Source organism: Cysteiniphilum halobium, from assembly GCF_003574425.1.
GTDB classification, from domain to species: Bacteria; Pseudomonadota; Gammaproteobacteria; order Francisellales; family Francisellaceae; genus Caedibacter; species Caedibacter halobius.
The window spans coordinates 1-19999 of the sequence record NZ_QLIU01000017.1; the positions used below are offsets into that span (position 1 = coordinate 1).

16 protein-coding genes are annotated in these 19999 nt (G+C 38.4%); 15 read left to right on the top strand and 1 reads right to left on the bottom strand.

Features of this window, described 5'->3' with window-relative positions; genetic code table 11:
- The first annotated feature begins 89 nt into the window (after positions 1-89).
- From traW to DNK85_RS04270, 8 genes are all read left to right on the top strand, one after another.
- The gene (gene traW / locus DNK85_RS04235; RefSeq protein ID WP_119328330.1) at positions 90-956 is read left to right on the top strand and encodes a type-F conjugative transfer system protein TraW; all 867 of its coding nucleotides are present in this window, start codon (positions 90-92) and stop codon (positions 954-956) included.
- On the top strand, positions 943-1998 hold the full coding sequence (gene traU / locus DNK85_RS04240; protein ID WP_208123132.1) for a conjugal transfer pilus assembly protein TraU: 1056 nt from the start codon (positions 943-945) through the stop codon (positions 1996-1998). The genes traW and traU overlap by 14 nt, the downstream gene beginning before the upstream one ends.
- Positions 1999-2039: 41 nt before the next feature.
- A complete protein-coding gene (gene trbC, locus DNK85_RS04245) occupies positions 2040-3011 on the top strand; it encodes a type-F conjugative transfer system pilin assembly protein TrbC (RefSeq protein WP_119328331.1) in 972 nt (323 codons plus the stop codon).
- Positions 3012-3117: 106 nt separating this feature from the next.
- Positions 3118-4926 carry a conjugal transfer protein TraN gene (gene traN / locus DNK85_RS04250; RefSeq protein WP_162896518.1) on the top strand — a complete coding sequence of 603 codons (1809 nt, stop codon included), beginning with the start codon at positions 3118-3120 and terminating at the stop codon, positions 4924-4926.
- Between the two features lie 96 nt (positions 4927-5022).
- Complete coding sequence (gene traF, locus DNK85_RS04255) at positions 5023-6078, top strand: conjugal transfer protein TraF (protein ID WP_119328333.1); 1056 nt, start codon at positions 5023-5025, stop codon at positions 6076-6078.
- A gap of 100 nt (positions 6079-6178) precedes the next feature.
- A complete protein-coding gene (gene traF, locus DNK85_RS04260) occupies positions 6179-6910 on the top strand; it encodes a conjugal transfer protein TraF (protein WP_162896519.1) in 732 nt (243 codons plus the stop codon).
- Positions 6910-8508, top strand: a complete 1599-nt coding sequence (locus tag DNK85_RS04265; protein ID WP_119328335.1) for a conjugal transfer protein TraH — start codon at positions 6910-6912, stop codon at positions 8506-8508. The genes traF (DNK85_RS04260) and DNK85_RS04265 overlap by 1 nt, the downstream gene beginning before the upstream one ends.
- Positions 8509-8635: 127 nt before the next feature.
- A complete protein-coding gene (locus DNK85_RS04270; protein WP_162896520.1) occupies positions 8636-11617 on the top strand; it encodes a conjugal transfer protein TraG N-terminal domain-containing protein in 2982 nt (993 codons plus the stop codon).
- Between the two features lie 37 nt (positions 11618-11654).
- On the opposite strand, the gene DNK85_RS04275 is transcribed toward DNK85_RS04270, so the two are convergent.
- Positions 11655-12041, bottom strand: coding sequence for a hypothetical protein (locus DNK85_RS04275; protein WP_119328337.1), 387 nt, complete (start codon positions 12039-12041; stop codon positions 11655-11657).
- A gap of 192 nt (positions 12042-12233) precedes the next feature.
- Here DNK85_RS04275 and DNK85_RS04280 point away from each other — a divergent pair, with 192 nt between their 5' ends.
- The 7 genes from DNK85_RS04280 to traD all read left to right on the top strand — a co-directional run bounded on the left by DNK85_RS04280 (position 12234) and on the right by traD (position 19931).
- Positions 12234-12668 carry a hypothetical protein gene (locus tag DNK85_RS04280; protein ID WP_119328338.1) on the top strand — a complete coding sequence of 145 codons (435 nt, stop codon included), beginning with the start codon at positions 12234-12236 and terminating at the stop codon, positions 12666-12668.
- A 122-nt stretch (positions 12669-12790) separates the two neighbouring features.
- Positions 12791-13381: a single-stranded DNA-binding protein gene (locus DNK85_RS04285; protein ID WP_119328339.1), complete on the top strand. Its 591-nt coding sequence runs from the start codon at positions 12791-12793 to the stop codon at positions 13379-13381.
- Positions 13382-13455: 74 nt separating this feature from the next.
- A complete protein-coding gene (locus DNK85_RS04290) occupies positions 13456-13773 on the top strand; it encodes an HU family DNA-binding protein (protein ID WP_119328340.1) in 318 nt (105 codons plus the stop codon).
- Positions 13774-13807: 34 nt separating this feature from the next.
- Positions 13808-14758 (top strand): hypothetical protein, encoded by a 951-nt coding sequence (locus DNK85_RS04295; RefSeq protein WP_119328341.1) that lies wholly within the window; start codon positions 13808-13810, stop codon positions 14756-14758.
- A 4-nt stretch (positions 14759-14762) separates the two neighbouring features.
- The gene (locus DNK85_RS04300) at positions 14763-15707 is read left to right on the top strand and encodes an Rpn family recombination-promoting nuclease/putative transposase (protein WP_119328342.1); all 945 of its coding nucleotides are present in this window, start codon (positions 14763-14765) and stop codon (positions 15705-15707) included.
- An 808-nt stretch (positions 15708-16515) separates the two neighbouring features.
- Entirely contained in the window at positions 16516-16929 is a 414-nt protein-coding gene (locus tag DNK85_RS04305) for a hypothetical protein (RefSeq protein WP_119328343.1), read from the top strand.
- Positions 16930-17891: 962 nt separating this feature from the next.
- A complete protein-coding gene (gene traD, locus DNK85_RS04310; RefSeq protein WP_162896521.1) occupies positions 17892-19931 on the top strand; it encodes a type IV conjugative transfer system coupling protein TraD in 2040 nt (679 codons plus the stop codon).
- Positions 19932-19999: the final 68 nt, after the last annotated feature.

Consider the following 19999-nt stretch of genomic DNA (forward strand, 5'->3'; position numbering starts at 1 on the left):
ATAAACATAACGTCAGCATCAACAGCGATAGCTACTATAGCTTAAAATTGACGCACATCGGTTAACTAATCTGAATTACGGACAAAAAGATGAAATTATTGAACTATGTAACATTCGTTATGATATTTATTCGTACTTCTGCATTTTTCGCATTTTTTGCAGTTCTTGCATTTCTTACATTAATCAACCTTAGCCTATTGACATTCAGTTATGCAAAAGACTTAGGCAAATACGGTCATACCTTTGAAGTTGTTGAGATGAATTTTATGGATTTGATTCATCTTAAACTCAAAGCGCTTGAGCAAAGTGGTTTTTTAAGTCAGTGGCAACAAGAAGTTAAAGAAAACGTTAAAGCAAAAATGCTGCGCCCAACCCCTGTGCGTTTGCCGACAACGATCACACCTGATATTTTTTATTATCAGCCGATGATTACCTTACATAAAGATATTATCGATCATACAGGCAAGGTGCTTTATCCCAAAGGCTTAACCGTGAATGCGCTAGATGTTGCCACTTACCCCAAAGCACTACAACAATATGCATTAACGCCACCGATATATGACACGATACTTTTATTTGCCGATGGTGATGATGCCTTACAGGTCAACTGGTTAAAAGCCAAGATTATGCAATTGCAGCAGTCAAAAACGCCGCTTAAAGTGATCTTAACAGGTGGCAATATCCATGAAGTCTCTCAAGCACTTAATCATAACGTACGCTTTGATCAGGGCGGATTTATTACGCGCACCATAGGCGTTAAGGCAGTGCCTAGCATGGTAAGCAAAGAACATGTGTCGATGAAGATTGAAGAAGTCAGTTATCAAATGGTGAGCTTTTTGGCAAAGCAAATACAACCAAAGGGAGAAGTGAAAGAGGTAAGGGAAGTAAGAAAAGCAAAAGGAGTGATCAAACCACAGGAAAAAGCAAATAAAGGAGGCAGTGATGCAACGAGATAGACGATTATTGAAATGGTTTTGTTTACGTTTACCCTTTGTTATCTTTGCGTTGATGATGTGCTTTTTGTCGTTATTTGGTGTTTTAAGCTTGTATGCCACAGGCACAGGCTGTGTGGGTCGCTTTGTTAATCCTATAACGGATGTGTCATGGGCAAGTATTTTTCCGATCACAATCGGTGCCACCCCATTAGTAGCTAGCCCATTGGGCTTGCCTGACACAGAAAATCCACCCATGCCTGTGGCACTGTGTCCCATTATGCCCAATGTTTACCGACTTGGTATTACCTTGGGTTACTGGGAGCCGCATTCGTTAGTTGATGTGACAAGGATTCCGTATTGTATGGTCAATATGGGCTATCAGATGTCGATGGGGATTAATCAGCAGCAGATTGGTGGACGATCGAATTATATGGCAGGCTCCAGTGATAGCAGTTTTTATCATGTGCATTGGTATAAATATAATGTGATTTATCTGTTAAACTTGATTATGTCAACAGGTTGTATGCAGGCGGAAGGTGTTGATCTTACCTATATGAGTGAGCTAGACCCCTTATGGGATGATGATATGCTGGCGTTTATTTTAAATCCTGAAGCCATTTTTTTTGGTAATCCGATTGCACAATTGGCATGTATTCCTGAGGCGATTGCCACCTCAACGAATATGAGTTTAGCTTTTGATGTGCTTTTCTGGTGTGCGGGTTCCCAAGGCGGCATTTATCCGTTAACTGGTTCTGTCGCTTACACCAATACCCATATTTCTAATGCGGTACTCTTAACAGAGCGGATGAATTACAAATTGCATCGTCAGGGTATGATTTTAGAAAGCAAAGGAGTTTATCCTATTGTGTGTCAGCAATACCCTGAGCCAATTTTACCGAAATCACGCTATCGTTATCAGTTGACTAATATTGTGCCAGAGCCTTATTTATCGCACCCTTATACGACTACCACGGTGATTTCAGAAGCAGGTAAAGACAATATTGTTACAGGGACTCATTTTGGGCTGTTGAATTTTAGAAAACGCAATTGTGTTTATATATAACCTTAAACACCTAAGACGTTTACTCACAGGAGCAAATCGATATGTTTTTATGTCACTTCAAGTTATATAACGTGTTTAAGTCATTGAGTTTACCCTTAGTTATACAAGTATCATTGGTTTTTACCCTGCTGATGTTAACAGGTGTCGCACAGGCGGATACTCAGCGTGATCGTTACGATCAACAACAGGTTGAATCATTACAAGCAAAGCTAACAGAGGCTGCCAAAGGATATTATACGCAGGTCAAAAGCTATGGCAAAGATGCCCGCATTAAAGCACAGGATTATCAGCAATATGCTCGTGATTATGCACACATCACCTCAGCAAAACTCAGTGATGCACAAACGCAGATGCAAACTTATTTTCAGAATGATATGAATGACATACGTCAGCAGTTAGTGACAGCAAGTGAGCATTTTCATGGGGTTTATATATTTGCGTCACTGGCAATGCCAATTGAGACTTTAAGGATACTGAACAAACAAGCCGCTGCACTGAAAATCCCGCTATTGATACAGGGATTATATGGTGATTCGTTTGAAAGTACGTATGTGCGGATTGAGCAAATATTGTTTCCAGAAGGTAAGGATAAGTTTAATCCTAAAGCACCACCTGTCGGCGGTTTTGCGATTGACCCCTTACGCTTTAAACAATTTAACATCAAACAAGTGCCTGCCTTTGTCGTCAGTAAAGTAGCGCAACCTTGTATTCCCATGTCAGTAAACAATGATGTTATCAATCAAAATAAACAAGGTAAGGCAACAAATCAAAACATGCCGTTTGACTATGACTGTCCAACACCTGATCACGATGTGGTTTATGGCAATCTGAGTGTGGTGGATTCATTACGTATTTTATATAACAAAGGCAGTGAATCTCTTAAGACACAAGTGTTAGCACTGCTTGAAAAAGCACAGGTAGCAAGCAGAATCAATAAAATAAGTAAAAATAGATTAGGAGCTAGTGATGCAAATGAGGCAACTGAGGAAACTGAGGATAAAACCAAGGGATAAGGTAGGGCTTTATGCTTTTACATTACGCTTGTTTAGCTTTTTTACCTTTTCTACCTTCTTTACCTTTTTTACTTTATCTAGTTTACTTAGCTTATGTAATATGCCTATGACCAGCTTTGCACATGACATGCAACAGCGTTTTGATCAAACAGGTGCGTCTTATGCCAATGCGTCAAAAGAAATGATTCAATCAGGCAAATTAAATAACCAAATTAACCCACAAAACTACACCAAGGGCGATATGAATGATGTGCCCGAAAAGGCGTATCGAGAGAATCCCGCGGCGATTGATGTGGATAAACAGTCAGCGTTTGCGCATAATCCACAGGCAAATGCAATTGTGGTGACGCATAATACAAACAAACACCGAATCAATCCCAATAATCCCGCGTATCAAAAGGCGGTGAGCTATCAGGACAATGCCGAACAGATTTTGAGGGACAACGGTTACGATATGCAATGCAAAGAAGTGGCAGGGCAGTCAAAAACACAAACGACAACACAGCATTGTCGCATGTCAAACCATCAGATGCTCGAATGCTTTAAGTACCCGCAGGTTGAGATTATTGATGTCACTATCCCTGCCAGAGACATTCATTTTAGTGGTACAGGTGCAACGGATTGGCGACATGAAGCATATCATTCAGGGGCGCATTTTACCTTCCCCTACTCAGGTATTTTAAAATCATTTCATATTACCTCGCATGGTAATTGGATGGGGCATTTTTGGATTCACATTCCACCGATTGTTGATTTGATTGATACTCGGTATGGTGGCATGAATCCTAGAGTGGTCTATGGTGTACCACAGTATGTTATGTCAGGGCAAAATCCTATTTCATTTGCCTATCCACATTTAGCGATTCCAGTGACGCAAGGTCAACAAGGTCAATTATCAGCCGATGGTCGAGAATATGCTCATGTGCCTGATATGACCATTGAATATCATGGGGTGATTGAAGTACCTGCTGTTCCACGATTTGAAGCTCGTGTTCACTGGGTGGATAATTGCCAGAATATTGATCCTGATGCTTGCGTCAATATTGAAGAAACATGTATTGAGGCAGGAGGTGTGCGCCATATTGGTGGGGTTGATGTTGATTTACCGTGTTGGAAATATCATAAAAAATACAAGTGTGGCTTTCATAAAATCAATGCCTGTGAAGTTTTTGAAGATCAATGCAATTTTGTTTCACAGCGCTGTGTTGAGCAGGTTGGTCATTTTTGTATAACGTATGAGAAAAGCTATCACTGTGTTGAGGAAAATGCAGGAGATAAAGAACTTATCTGTGGTAATCCTAACTCAATTCAGTTCAAACAAAAAATTGAACGTGGCACCACAGCGGATTTTTTAAAGGCAGTCAGTGGATTAGCAGGTGCGGCTGAAGCAGGAAAAGAACTCAAAGACAGTCAAGATCAACTGCAAATTTTTAAAGGAGATGTCAAAGATTGCGGTGAGGCAATGGCAGGCTTGTATGACTGCTGTGACGGTGGTGGTGGGATTTTTCACCATTGTTCAGATCAGGAGAAAGAACTACAAGGTGCCAAAGAGAAGCGATTAGCTACGTTTGCAGGACGCTATTGTGCTAAAAAAGTCTTAGGCGTATGTATTTTGCACCATCAGACATGGTGTGTTTTTGGTTCTAAAATATCACGGATTATACAAGAGCAGGGCAGACGTGATCAGTTAGGGATTGGCTTTGGCTCAGGTGAGCATCCCAATTGCAGTGGCATGACACCTGAGCAGTTACAGCAGCTTGATTTTAGACGCATTGATTTTAGTGAGATTTATCAAGATATACAAAACAAAGCAGCAGCGTTTCCAGATGATCGCATGGGGCAAACACTGGAAGATAAATTTGGTGGTGGCAAATCAATGCCAGAGGTCAATGCGGCATTACCCAAGGTTGAATAAATGCGAAAAGTTAGCTGTTGTGCAAGTGATAGAAATAACTCAAAAGTAAAAATAAAAAAAATAAACTACTCAAACAATAAACAGTGAGGAGTCGTTATGGCGTTGATGACATGTCATCGTTGGCATCGTTGCATTAAAACAGCAAGCGATAAGCGGTTAAATTTACCGTTATTTTGTACTATCTCTGAGTCTGTATGGTGTTACTTTCGCTTTTTCTTTTTACTCCCTTTTCCCTCTTTGTTGCATTCTTATTTGCGAGGACTTTTTTGTCTTTTACCTATCTTATTTAGTTTAATGCTTTTAACAGCAGGTTTCCTGCTGAGTAGTAAGGTAGCGATGGCATCATCGTATAATGCAACAGGGTGGCAATGGTATTCTAAAGCCAATGAAGTTGAAGACATAGCAATCATTGATCCGTTTGAAGCTCAAGGTGATGCAAAAATAGAAAAAGATAAACAAAGTGAAAAAGCTGAAAAAGCGACATCACTACCACAGGCAGTCAGCTACAAAGCACAGTTACAAGTGTTTCAAGCACACTATGAGGAAATGCAAGCAAAAGCGGTGATGACACGCAAAGTTGAAGATGTTGCTTATGTGATGTATTTGCGCATGTTTATGATGGAGCAATCTAAAGACTATGGGCGGGCATTTCAGCAGGCGCTGTTACAGTATCCGAATTTATCGCATGAGCTTAAATTTCCCATCCAAGATCGAGCGCGTCAAGTATCAAGAGAACGTGAAAAACACCGTCAAACGCAAGCGATACAGCAGTATGCACAAACGCATGGTTTATTTTTCTTTTATAAGGGTCAGGATGTCTATAGCCAGTCACTGGCTAGTTCGATACAAAGCTTTGCTGATCAATATGGTATTACCCTAATGGGGATTGCTGTTGATGGGGTGATGGTGAATGACATCAAGGATAATATGCCCAGTGATGATGCGCAACAACAAGGGATAGCCAAAAAATTAACACACTGGGGTGTTAAAGCCGTGCCTGCGTTATTTCTTTACGACAATCAAACCAAACAAGTACGTCCTTTTGCCTATGGCTTTATTGCACAAGATCAGATGGCAGAACGCTTTTTACAGTTTGCAACGGATTATGCCCAAAAACCACTACAGGGGGATGTATCGCATGAGATTAGATAAGCGGTTATTGATTTTATTCAATTTTGCCAACCTTTTTCAGGCTATTCACCTTGTCTATTTTGTCTATTTCGTCCGTTTTATTCAACCACGGTGTCTCTGTTTGAAAAGCATACGTGCTTCTAAAAACATGCAACAGCCAATGATAATGATGCTGTTAGCAATCCTTTTATTGATTGGCTTGAACTGTCAGTCAGGGGTAGCATTTGCTGTTGGTAGAATAGATAACATAGCAGATGCTAAACAAGTATATAACAATCAGAAAAGTCAGCAAGATAAGCAAAATGAGCAAGATCATAAAAATAATAAAAATAATAAAAATGAGTTAGCTGAAACAGTGTTGCGCGATTTATTTTTTTCAAAAAGTGATGATATAACACCACAGGTTAGTGAACATTCCCTGATAGCATTTGCTAAAGCATATGAACTCATCTTTTTTGTCAGTGGTCATTGTCGCTATTGTCACCAGTTTGCTGACACGGTGAAAGGGTTAGCTGATCAGTTGGGGTTGTCGGTGATGACATTTAGCTTTGATGGCAAAGGGGTTCAGTCATTTCAACAGGTGTTTCCTGTGATTGCCGATCAGCGATCGAATTATTGTCAGGGCTATTTGCAGATCAGTCAATTAGCCTTTCAACAATGTCAGTTAGCGCAGGAGATTTATAAAGTTTATTACGGTAGCGCTCAACCATTTACACCTGTTTTGTTTTTACAGCACAAAGAGACGATGCGTTTTGAGTTGCTCGCAAAAGGTGTGATCAGTCGTGAGGATTTATATGGTCGTCTGTTAGCAAAGAGAGATCAAGCAGAAAAATCAGTGTATGGGGGTAAGTAATGTTTATATTGTCTTCAAATCGCGCGACAAAAGTCACTGTGACGAAAAAAAGGAAAAAGGGGAAAAAGCAAGAAAATGAAAAAAACAAAAGAAAGGAAAAGTTATCTCACTCATCTTATGGGTTTCATTTATTTTATTTGTTTCATTTGTGTGACCGAGTTTGCTTACTTTCTCGATTTACATGGCTAAAAGTGTTTGCTTTAACTTGGTGTGTGATTAATGCCAGTCACGCCAGTTTAAGCAGCGATATGCAGGCATTTTTAAATGATACAGGTTACGCGTCTAATATCACCACAGGGGAAGTGGTTATTGATCAGCAAAGTGGCTATGTTACTGCGGGGTCTGGTTATATTCGCACTCCTGTGAAAAATTTACAGTTATTTAATGTTCAGGCACCCAATGTCAAATTTGGTTGTGGTGGTATTGACTTGTTTACGGGTGGGTTAAGTTTTGTTAATGATGAACAGTTAACGCAGATGGGTCAGGCAATTATGCAAAATGCCGCACCCTTTGCGGTACAGCTTGCCTTGCAGACTTGGGCACCGTCGATGAAGTCAGCCTTAGATTATCTGCAAAAGTTAGCGCAAGATATTAATAACTTCAATATGTCCTCGTGTGAAGCGGCGCAAGTAGCTGTAGGCGGTATTGCAGGGTGGTTTACTCATTCAGAGAATAATAAGTTTTTATGTCAAACCTATGGTACCCATTCAACCGGCTTTAGCAGTTGGTTGGCATCTAAACAAGGCTGTAGTTCACCAGAAACCTCAAAACAACAAACAGAACAAGCCAAAGCACAACCTGAGTTAAAAGATATGATCAAACAAAATCGTAATCTGGTGTGGTACTTTTTAATGAAAAATGGCTTTTTATCAAGCAACACAGAGATTGCTGAATATGTGATGACAATGACAGGTTCACTGATTAATGAAACCGATAATGCAGGTAATTCAACGTTCAAACAGTTAGAGCCATTAATTAAAGAGGCAAAAAGTGCAGGCTTTGATTTGATGCTTAATGGTAAATCAAAAGATGCTAAAGACAATAAACAGGAAGTCAAAGTCTATCAGTGTGATGACACGAATGCCGAGAAATGTTTAAAGCCAACTGTTAAGGCATTATCGTTTGCTGAAACAGGTGCATTAGTCCCCAAATTAAGGGATGTATTGCAAAGCATCGGCAATAAAATCAAAAGTAACACCAAGCTCATTGCGTCTGAGCAAAACATTATCAATTCCGTTCACTTTCCAATCTTTCGTTTGATTGAAACGCAACTGATGGCAGGCTGGCAGCCTGAGTATCACGAGTATGCTGAAATTATCGCACGGATTATTTTAACGGATTATATCAATCAAATCATAGGACAGGCACGACTGGCACTGAGTATGACGGACTTAGGCAAAGATGATGATATGAAGTGGTTGATTACGAATTTAGACAATGCACAAAGGATGATTACGCATCATGTCAATCATGCTGCTTATCAGGCATTACAACAAAAATCTGATTTAGTGATGCGTAGCTTACAAACCGAAAGTGTGGTGGTGGGGCATATGTCAGCGGAAACACAAGATGGTTACTACTTTGAGAAGGTTTTTTGATAGGTAGAGGAGACTTTTAACCTTTTTTTACTTTTTTACTTTTCCAGTTTCCCACTTTTTCACTTTTATCTTTTTTACTTTTTTACCTTTTTTATTTTTCATTCCCTAACAGCTTAAGGAGCGAATGATGTTAGATGTCTTTTTTACCTCGCAGGGTCAGGTCGTACAATATGTATTAAATGCGATTGCCGCATTTTATAACAGTGAACAAAGCAGCACACTATTTTGGTTTGTCGGTAGCGTTGGTGCCTTTGTGGTGTTATGTCGTTTGTTAATGAAGCATGACTTTAAAGAAGTGCTGGTTTGGACACTAAGCTATAGCTTTATCACGATGTTGGCATTTAATATGCGCATAACCGTAATGGTGCATGATACCACGAAACCGTTAGCAAGATATAAAGTCGATAATGTACCGCTTGGGTTAGCATATCCGTTATTTGCGACCACGGCTTTATCCAATTATGTCAATGAAACCATAGAGGGTATTATGCATGTGCCGAATGATTTAGCCTATGAAAAATATGGCATGGTATGGGGTTCAGCGATTTTTGAGCAGATGAATCAATCACGCGTGAATACTGAACTGTTAGGTTATTTTGCGCGTTATTTACGACAATGTGTGTATCCTGAGATCAAGCTTAGAAGAAACTTTACTTTTAAACAGTTATATAGCACCCCTGATATTTTTGCTTTTTTGAAAGAGCGGATTAAAGATGGTGTGTCCAGAGTGCATATTCATGGTGCTAATCCAAATGAGGAGGGTGCTAAAGATAATCCGTATTGTGGTACAGCAACCACATGGCTTGAAAATGCATTTAAAAATGAAGCAACGATTAATCTGGGTGATTTACACAAGTACAATGCTAATAACCAAGCGTTAACCTTGGCACAAATGCAAACCAGTGTTCAGAATGTTTACCAGAATTTTTTTGATATATCGGGTACAGCACAAAACACGATGATGCAGAACTTGGCGATTAATGCTGTGCGTGATGGCTTTAGGGTGTTAACAGGTGCCAGTGGCAATGCCGCAGCAGCTTTAAATTACAGCAAAGTGCAAGGCGAGATGTCACGTAAATCGACATGGGTATCGATGGGCATGCAAGCACAGGAGTTTATTCCAATGCTGCATACCATTTTATTATTACTGTTGGCTTGTGCTTTTATTCCTGTGGGTTACATGGCACTTTTTCCAGGCTATTTGATTCATATCACCAAGAAATATATGGGCGGCTTAATCTGGTTAGGGACATGGAGTACATTCTATGTGTTTGTGAATTTTATTATGACCTCGATTTTGTCACTTCATTTAAGGGAATATTCAGGGGGGTATTCTGGCATTACGATGTCGAACATTAATGCATTAGAATCACTGACATGGAAATATGCTGCCGCAACAGGATGGCTGTTAGCCTTTGTACCTTACTTATCACGCATGTTAATTGTTGGTGCAGGTAACGCGATGATGGGGGTTGCCACTAGCATGGCCTCGATGTTAGCGTCTGATGCTGAGAAAGGCTCAAGAGCGATGAGTGAGGGCAATATTACGGCATTTACCACCTCGGTGAGTTCACATACAGGGAATAATATGCATTTTGGACAACATAATACACGCTCTAGTGAAATCACAGGTGGTGCGCTACGTTCGAGCTTATCAGGTGGCAGTCAATATCAGACACCGAAAGGCGATACGGTGTATGATAATACGACGATGATTGACCGACAACCGTTTGATATGATGCAAAGGGAATCAGTATCGACTGGCTTATCACGAACACAGGCAGCGTATGAAAAAGAAGCGTTTGCACAGGCGCAGATGCTTAATGAAACGATCAATAGCGGTGCGAATTACTTAAATCAGACAGGTAAGACGCAAGCGTTAAAAGATTATGCGGCATCAAGCCAGACCACAAGCCAATCAGCACAATTGGCAAGTGCCTATTCAACGGTGGCAGATATTCATAATCGTTATAGTCAAGATCAGATTAATTCGAGTATGAGTGGTTGGCAGAAAGAGGTTGGAGGAAAAGTTAGTTTGGGAACAGGCGATGTATCTAAATTTATTAAGCTAGGAGGGTATGGTAAAATAGGTAAAACATGGAATGACACAGACACGATAAACAATTCCGTTGGCTTATCTGCCAGTGAAGCGAAATCTTACCGTGAAGCAATGGATAACATTACCAGTGCCACCAAGTCAGATGTTGCGACATTAGATAAAGCAGTAGGTGTTGATCAAGGACAGTCTTTGCAATCAACTTTTGGTGAAGCCAAATCATACAGTGAATTAGCGCAACGCAATTATGATTTATCGGTGCAAGCAGGAGAAGCTGCGAATTATGCCAAAAACCATGATTTTATGATGAGTGAGAATTTAATGCCAAAATTTAAGGATTACTTAGATGATCATTATACGCCACAGAATCGTGATCGTTGGTTAGGTGATATTAGCCAGCAGAATGATCCACTGTTTAAAAAAGCGCAGGAAAGTTTTGTGGTTGCTAATAGTGATATTTATCTTGATTGGTACAAGCAAAATTCAGACAGCATTAACTCCAGAGGTCAAACAGAGATTAATAATTTATCTCATGATGTTGATCAGGGTAAAGATGTAGTGAAACAAGCACGAACTGACAATGATCAGATGGTGACAAAAGAACATGGTGGTATGCAAGATGAGCTAGAATATCGAATACATGAACGCAAAGGCGAAAAAATGCAATCGACTGTACCGATGATCGAGCAGGTGCATCGTGATAACTTTGCACTAATGAAACAGCTTGGCATAATGCCGCAAGATCATGAGTTTAAGGGTAAGTTTGCTGAGTATAATAAACCTGTAAGTGCTTTTGACTTGGAGCGTTCAAATATTTCACAAATTGACCAAGTAAATAAACAAATTAGTACACAATCTGGAGAGCTGCAAAGTCAAAAGGATAAGCGATCATCTCAGATTGAAAAGACTGTAGGCGAGGGCGCTCGCTTATTTAAAAAATCAGATGATTCAAATAGTTTTGATATACAAAAACTTAATCGCGATGCTGCGAAAGAAAATGCAAAACTAGCAAGTCAAGCATGGAAAAATTTATTTGGTAAAAAAGAAGAATAAAATAAAGCTCACTACGGTCTGCTATGTGGCAGTTTATTTACCATTTAAAATGTTTAGAAAGGATGGCTTTAATAGATGAGTAGCCTGCCTTAAACGAGAAGTACCATGATGCAGCAATAGTTATAGCAACAGTTATAAACATCATTGTAAAAGCAGGAGCTGGAAACTCTTTACTAAGCATAACAGTGAAAAAGAAAATAAGAAAAAAAACAATTCCAAATAAATAAGTCTCTATCAAATATTTAGTATATTTCTTCTGCTCCGCCGTAATCTCAATTTTATCTTCTTCTGACTTGACCATTTTAACCGCAATGGGTTCGTGAGACGATAAAGATTCCTGCTTAAGAATGTCAACCACATCTTTGGCTAATTCAGGATTCGTTTCAGCTATTTTTAATAGCCTTTCTTTTTGATGGTCATTCATCTTCAAAACTCCCTTTCAATATGCCTTTTGCTTTCAGCAAGCTAGCATAAATTAAGCAGTTTTTCAATCAAAAAGTAAGGTAAGTGTTTAATCAATCAGTGTATAAAACGACTAAAAACCAAAACAACAAACAAAGGAAACGCACGATGACAAAATTATTTTTCATCAAAACAAGAGAAGGAGGATTTTATTATGACGGTAAGTTTTTTAATGCTTCTGATTGCTTTATTGGTAATCATGACTGTATTACTATGTTTTAAACCAAGTGTTGAATCTTTTGTTTGGGTTTTCAAACAGTCAAACAAAAAGCGAGCGTTGTTATTACATGCGTTACGGTTAATAACAGCGTTTATGATGTATTACGTTGTTGTTTATATTATGACAATGTTTGCAATAATGGGGTCAGTGATGCTGTTAGTGGCATATCAAAAATTACTGGGTTTAGATACCATTAACTATGATTACGATGGTTTTTTAGGCTTAGTTGAGTGCATTGCCTTAATGGTGAGTGTTATATTAACGCTGTTAAATGCAAGAAGAGTTGAATATTTAGCCAATAGAATGGCAGACAAAAAAACAAAGCCAATCTCATTGTTTAGTTTATACAAACAAGGTGGAAATGATTAATATGCACATCATCAAAAAAGTTAAAACCAATGATCGTATTGTAACGGTTCGCACATTTCGATAAATTAATATCATCAACCTTTTAACTGGTTATATGATGAATTTAAAAATAAGGAAAAATTATGTCAAAAGGCACGGTCAACAAAGTCATTTTAATTGGGCGTTTGGGCAATGAGCCAGACATTCGCCATATGCCTAATGGTAATGCGGTTGCTAATATCAGTTTAGCAACGAATAGTGGTTATAAGGATAATCAAACAGGGCAATATATCGATGTGACAGAATGGCATAGAGTGGTTGTATTTGGCAAGCAAGCTGAAACTATTCAGCAATATACTCACAAAGGGAGTCAGTTATTTGTTGAGGGCAGAATACGCACGAATAAATGGCAAGATCAAATGGGTCAAGATCGCTATACCACGGAAATTGTTGCCAATCAGATTCAGTTGATGGGTGGTCAGTCAAATAACCATAACCCACCAGTTGAAAGTTATGCACAAAACGATATGGCAATACCATCGAATCAACCTGCCCAACAAAAGCCAGAAGAAACTAATCAAACCAATCAAACCACCGTAACAACAACATTAAAGGATGATGCAAAGCAAAAAGATAACCAATCCTCTCATGGTAATGCACAGTCAAAATCACCCAGTAGTGATCAAAAAGCAATAACACATGATGCGTTTGACCCTGATGATTTACCGTTTTAGCAGTGAAGTCTTGATTTAAACAGCATTGATCGTTAGTGTTATCATGTGTTAATTCAGCTAATCGGAAGTGTATTATGAGCAAGAAACAAGAGAAACAAGAATTTAAAACCTATAAAAAAGACGAATTTGTCGCATTAGTAGCAGAAAAAATGGACGCAACCAAGGACAATGCTAACAGATCAGTTGACGCATTTATTGAAGCGCTCACAGATATTGTCAAAAACGGTGATTCAGTGAACTTTATTGGCTTTGGCAAGTTTAGTGTGGGTGAACGAGCAGCGCGAGAGGGTCGCAATCCTAAGACAGGTGATAAGTTAAAGATTAAAGCATCTAAAATACCTAGATTCAGTGCGGGTAAAAACTTAAAAGATGCAGTGAATGTTAATCAATAATATCATAAAGTTGTTGTGATTAAGGACGTGAAGCGTGAAGACAAAAAAACGAAGTAAAAGCCATACGAGCCATAAAAGCAGTGGAAGCAATCGCAACAAAAGGAATAAAGGGAATGATCTTTTCGAGTTTTCAAGCGCACTTGATTTGATGTTAGCGGGACATGATCAGGTGATTGGCTCAGATTTTATTATGCGTAAGCGTGACACGTTAAATGCTGATATTGGTCACTTAAACCCAGATGATTTAAATACTTACGACCAAGCTTATATTGATGGTTTAATTCACTGTCAAGCTAAGGAATGTCTTACCATTCCGACAGATGTTGAGTTACAGCGTTTGTCTAATGAATATATGAAACAGCGAGAGATTTTATCTGCTTATCATGATGAAGTCGTTGATATTATGATCGATTATGACACGGAAGCTGCCAAAGAGTTGGGTAATTTTGACCCCTACATTGATAAAGTGGTCATTCGTAATCAAGCTGAAATGAATTTTTTCTATGACTATATTACGTTGTATCGGACAATAAAAAATAAACGTGTGATTATTGACTGGAGAGAAACTCACCCTGATGCGGTTAATCAGAACAACAGACAGGTTGTTACAGCACTTGAGCAGGCGCGGTTTGCTATATTGCGATTAGATGAAAATTTAGCACATGGTGGTATTAGGGTTACAGATATGATTACCCAGAAAGAAAGCTTATTAATTGATAAAGCGCTCAATCGTTCACGTAAAGAGGGTATGTTTTTTATTTGCTCATTATTAACAATGGGCAAATATGTGATGACAAGTGGTGGCGGTGTTCCTGTTGACCCCAAAGCCGCTGCAGGTAAATCTGCATTAAGTCTGTCTCAACCTTATTTGGCACAATTACGTAATGCGCAATCAGCTATTGATGAAAATGTGCTGCAATGTGTTCGCAAGGTATATGGACTTTGCTTGCGTGGTGGTGCCTTAAGTCATATTACGATTCATTAAGTCGATGACTGAGCAAACGAAACCATTGCCAACAGCGCATGATGTCTTTTTCAAGGCTAATTTAGCCGAAAAAAGTAAGGCAAAAGCATTACTGAAACAGATATATTCAAAGGAGTTGGTAAGCAAGCTTGATTTAAAACATTTTAAGCAAGTGCCTACTGAATTTATACAGCACAACTTGCGTAAAGTGGTCGGTGATGTGCTGTATATGACTAAGCTGAACGGCAAAGGTGCTTATGTTTACGCCCTTTTTGAACATCAATCAAGCAGTGATGAGTTAATGGCATTTAGGCTGTTGTTGTATGTGGTTCAGATCATGCAACAGCATTTGCAACAGGGTTATGAAAAGTTACCTATTGTTTTATCAAGCGTAATTTACCACGGTAAAGAGTCACCTTATCCTTACTCGACCGACTTGATGGACTGCTTTGCAGATAAAGAAATAGCTCAAGAATATATGTTCAAGTCATTTAACTTGCTTGATTTAACGGTCATGAGTGATGATGACTTAGGGAAATTTGATGCTAATTTAGTTTTTGAATATATGCTTAAACATAGCCGCGATAACTTAGCAGATAAAATGATAGAATGGCTGTTGCAGTACCCACATCAAGCGATTTATTTCATAAAATCTGGCAATAATTTGTTAAATCAAGTATTCTCTTATATAGAAAGTCGCAATGATGTTGACAGTGAAGCGATAGATAAATTAATCGGTGTCATTAATGATAATACAGGTGGTGAGTTTATGAATTACTTACAAAGGCGAGAACAAAAGGCAGAACAACAAGGTATGCAACAAGGGCGTTTTTTGGAAAAAGAAGAAACAGCACGCAACTTGTTAGGCATGGGTTTATTGTCTAATGAGCAAATTGCACAAGCGACTAATCTTGACTTTGATACTGTCCTTAAACTCAAAAAAGAAATTAACACTAAGACGAAACACTGAGAATAAAAATTTGGGACAAAACTCCCACTTCGGGTTAAACTTTAGTCAAAAATGCGTATCGTGTGACAAGAGATAATTCGTAAATATTTTCTGGAAAATTGACCGCAAAGCCTTATTTAAAAGCATTTGAAAAATATTTATAAAAAAAATGAAAGGCATATTAAACAATAGCTTTTAAAAATGCAGTCAATCAATATTCAGCCCAAAATTCCTACTTCGGTATAAAATGTAACCTTAAAAAGCTGTTGTGCTAAAGGGTGAAAAGTGTCAATTTTTTTTAAATACCCTGTGTTAAGCTACGTGCTTTTACAGACCACCCTATCAGTTTTCGTATATAATATGATCGATAATACCATGTAAAGTTATATTAAGCTATGGGGTTTGAAGTCCAATGGAACGAAAACGAACGCTAAGGAATTTCTTTATCATTTACAGCCTGTCTGGAAGAACCCCCAAAAATGGGGATCGTTTTTCGCTCAGTGCGCTTTACGTTTCAATATGATGAATCACTGATAATTTAATACTACAAGCGCAAATAACAATCAAAAATAATGACAAATACCAAAAAAACGCCAATAAATTCGATTTAAGCGTATTTTTTATTGATTTTGAACGATTACATTAGCATATTAAAGATAATTAAACAGCGCTCAAATATTAAAGCCGAATTTTTGATCAAAATTGCTAAAAAAATGGATTTGTAGGCTAGTTTTGAAAATATAAGGAAAAAAACACCCGCGTTATAAGCCGAAAAACGTCAATTTTTAAAAAAATTGCATATTCTTATTCATCTTAAGAGAGCCAATCCATGAAACTAAAACTAAATATACAACGTGATATTCACGATAAAATAAAGCTTCAAGGCAGTAAACTCATACTGCCAATGCACCTTGAAAATATTGAAGCCTACAAAGACGTGACCTTATTTGAGCCAGACGATAGCAAGTATGTTGTCGCCATTCATCATCACATAGACGATGATTTGTATTCAGCGGTGTACTTTTATTTTGACAATGGCAGTTATGCCAGAAAAGCAAGGTTCATGATCAATTACTGTTTAGACAACCGCAAAACAGAACTTATCATTGATCATGCTGTAATCATTGAGATCGAAAACTACAATGATATGGCATTGCCACGCCATCAGGTGATACATTACAACTTATTGACGAGAGGAAGGCAGACTTTTTGTAATCCTTTTCAGCGTGAGCACGTGGCTTAGGTTGCTCTGACCTGACATTTTTAGCTAACTAAAAATCTTGGACAAATCGGCTAAGTTGCTATTAAGAGTTCTTCGCTGAGGTGCCATAACTGACAAAATCAACGATAATCAAAGGTATTTTAAACCAACGCTAAGCCATATATTATATAGCTTTGTTGGATATTATTTATTGCTATCAATAACAGTGTAATTGTCGTTAGTGCTAAGTAAGTTCTCTTCGCTGAGCCGCCACAAGGCTGCTTTTCCAGATAGCACTGGTTTTTCCCAAAAAGCACCTTAACGCCATATTTTATATGGCTTAGGCTGCTATTTACTTTTTTAAAACTGATCGCCTAGTGATTATCTGATTGATTCAATTACATCTCTGTAGAACAAGTGCCAGAAATGCAAGATCATGTTTTAAACAGCACCTCAGCAATCACTTATCGAGTAAGGGCTAGAGGACAATTTTTAAATCACTATGACCGGTTTACTGACGTATTCCGACTAGGCTATAGGTTCCCTGCAAAGCCCTCCATTTTTCCCTGTTTTGAAAAAATAACCTCGCTTAACGTCATATACAGTAAAGGGTACAGCAAAAATTTTTGCTTCATGACAAGTAATCATTCTGTATGACTGCAAATCAAGATAGATAAAAAACAAAAAGTTCTACAGGATTTAGCCAAGACGCTTAATTATTGAGGGAGGGGATGAATAAGACATCTTGGCTAATGATGCTAAGTATAGAGGGTAAAAGCGTAAGTGCAACTTAATGCCGTAAAATTTTTAGGGTACTATCAAGATTCCTGCGTAAATGCGGCATAAGGCTGTATCCCTTGACATTACTAGCCTCGCGAGTCTGATTTTTGATAAATCCCTAAAAAACTTTCTCATAAAAAACAAATTTGACTCCAAAATTAGGTGTCACAAGCCAATCAACATCAATGTATTTATTAACACTCAATAAAGGAGCTATTTATTTTATGTTTAAATTATTTACACGTAGTGGGCAGATATTTTTTCATAACTGGCGCATGTTTAAGCAAGTGTTCAGGAATGTTCTCATTGCTTATTTTCTGATTATGGCGATCAGTTTTTGTGGTCTTGCCTATTATACTAGCAATGAATATGAACTATCTGCATGGAAAGCGCACTACATTGCTCGGATGACCTCAAAGTGGACAAATAATATGTTGAATGTTTTAATCATTGATCATACTGGACATGAAGTCATTGCGCCCTATAAGCGCGCTAAGATTTTGACAGACCCTTACTTTACTCAACAGAGAGATAATGTAAACCATAAACTGTATTGGGCATTTATGATGCCATTTTACAGTTTAACTGCGTTGTTTTTATGCTTTGCTTTTTTACTGGTCAGAAGAACCAAAGCAAAATACAGTGGAGAAGAGTTAGTCAGAGGGGCACGTGTTGAATCCCCAAAAGTCGTCAATAAAATATTGAAAACTGAAAATAGATTATCTTCTTTCACCCTAGGGATACAACATTTAGTGTATGATTCAGAAGTCAAACACATCGTATTACATGGCACAACAGGTACAGGTAAAACGGTTATTATTAAAGATTTGTTGCGTCAGATTCGTCCACGCCATCATCGAGCAGTTATTTTAGATGATGGTGGTGCCTATGCTCAATCCTTTTATGACCCATCCAGAGGTGATATTATCTTAAACCCATTTGATGCACGTTGCCCTAACTGGAATGCATGGGACGAGTGTGTTGAGTCAATTGATTTTGATAACTTTGCGGCAGCATTAATTCCTGAAGAAGCCGATAAAGATAAGTTTTGGGTGCAATCCGCCCGCAACTTATTATCAAGCTTAATGCAAGAGATGAAAAAACGAGGACAGATATCGTATGAATCGTTGTTGCAACATTGCCTGAATTTACGTTTAGAAGTCTTACAGGATGTGTTAAAAGGTACGCCCGCAGAGCAATTGGTCGATGGTGATATTGCCAAAACAGCATTGACCATTCGCGCGATCATCACCAATCATGTGAAAGCATTACGCTTTCTGCCTCAAGATAAAGATCGATCGTCATTTTCATTCCGTGAATGGGTAATGAATGAGCATAAAAATGCCAAAGGTGCCTGTGTATTTGTGGTCATTCGTGATAAGGACATACAGGCAATACGTTCACTGATTTCATTATGGATTGGCTTATTGACCACTCATGTTAAGTCACTGGAGCGATCACATCAACGTAGAATCTGGTTAATTCTTGATGAGTTGATGAAGCTTAATCGTTTAACATCATTACCTGATACCTTGGCGACAGGACGTAACTATGGGTTAAGCTGTGTACTCGGGATACAGAATAAAGCCCAACTCAGAGCAACCTATGGGCGTGATGAGGCACAAGCCATTTTTGATTTATTATCAACGCAAGTCTTTTTACGTTCACCCTCAGCAGAGATTGCCGATGAAATATCAAAAGAGTTAGGCGAGTGTGAGGTGATTGAACGTTTAGAGTCTAATTCCTATGGGGCTGAGTCGGTTCGTGATGGTATTTCCATTAACCCAAGCAGGCGAACTAAGCGTGTGGTCAGTTATACTGAAATTCAAAATATGAATGATCTTGAAGTGTATATCAAATTACCTGCTAATGTACCGCGTGTTAAGATGAAATTATCGTTATCTAAAAAAGATGTCCATCGCAGTGACTGTTTTGTTGAGAGAAAAATCATTGCCAATACTGCCATTGAGGCGCAACTTAAAAAGACAGAAGCATATCATGATCAGGGGCTAAACTTTCATGCCGTTACCACGGAGGTTATGACGGTAGCGGGGAGTCATAAAGCAAATAACAATACAAATCCTAGCACAGCGCAGACAGAATCGAAAATTGACGATAGAAACAATAGCATGACCGATGATGTGCTTATAAAAAATGATGATGAAAACAATGAGCACAGTGAAGAAATCATGCAAAAAAAACTCAATAAACATCATGTAGCTGTTAAAGCCAATCGTTACAAGGTAAGTGAAAAAGAAATCTAGGGGGAAGCTATTGTTAATCTAAGCAATAGATTTCTTACACTTTTTTACGTTACTTTTGCGCCATATAT

Excerpts from the sequence above, each read along its gene's own strand:
- traW (WP_119328330.1), top strand. The coding sequence starts at position 90 with ATGAAATTATTGAACTATGTAACATTCGTTATGATATTTATTCGTACT.
- traU (WP_208123132.1), top strand. The coding sequence starts at position 943 with ATGCAACGAGATAGACGATTATTGAAATGGTTTTGTTTACGTTTACCC.
- trbC (WP_119328331.1), top strand. The coding sequence starts at position 2,040 with ATGTTTTTATGTCACTTCAAGTTATATAACGTGTTTAAGTCATTGAGT.
- traN (WP_162896518.1), top strand. The coding sequence starts at position 3,118 with ATGACCAGCTTTGCACATGACATGCAACAGCGTTTTGATCAAACAGGT.
- traF (WP_119328333.1), top strand. The coding sequence starts at position 5,023 with ATGGCGTTGATGACATGTCATCGTTGGCATCGTTGCATTAAAACAGCA.
- DNK85_RS04265 (WP_119328335.1), top strand. The coding sequence starts at position 6,910 with ATGTTTATATTGTCTTCAAATCGCGCGACAAAAGTCACTGTGACGAAA.
- DNK85_RS04270 (WP_162896520.1), top strand. The coding sequence starts at position 8,636 with ATGTTAGATGTCTTTTTTACCTCGCAGGGTCAGGTCGTACAATATGTA.
- DNK85_RS04275 (WP_119328337.1), bottom strand. The coding sequence starts at position 12,041 with ATGAATGACCATCAAAAAGAAAGGCTATTAAAAATAGCTGAAACGAAT.
- DNK85_RS04280 (WP_119328338.1), top strand. The coding sequence starts at position 12,234 with ATGACGGTAAGTTTTTTAATGCTTCTGATTGCTTTATTGGTAATCATG.
- DNK85_RS04285 (WP_119328339.1), top strand. The coding sequence starts at position 12,791 with ATGTCAAAAGGCACGGTCAACAAAGTCATTTTAATTGGGCGTTTGGGC.
- DNK85_RS04290 (WP_119328340.1), top strand. The coding sequence starts at position 13,456 with ATGAGCAAGAAACAAGAGAAACAAGAATTTAAAACCTATAAAAAAGAC.
- DNK85_RS04300 (WP_119328342.1), top strand. The coding sequence starts at position 14,763 with ATGACTGAGCAAACGAAACCATTGCCAACAGCGCATGATGTCTTTTTC.
- DNK85_RS04305 (WP_119328343.1), top strand. The coding sequence starts at position 16,516 with ATGAAACTAAAACTAAATATACAACGTGATATTCACGATAAAATAAAG.
- traD (WP_162896521.1), top strand. The coding sequence starts at position 17,892 with ATGTTTAAATTATTTACACGTAGTGGGCAGATATTTTTTCATAACTGG.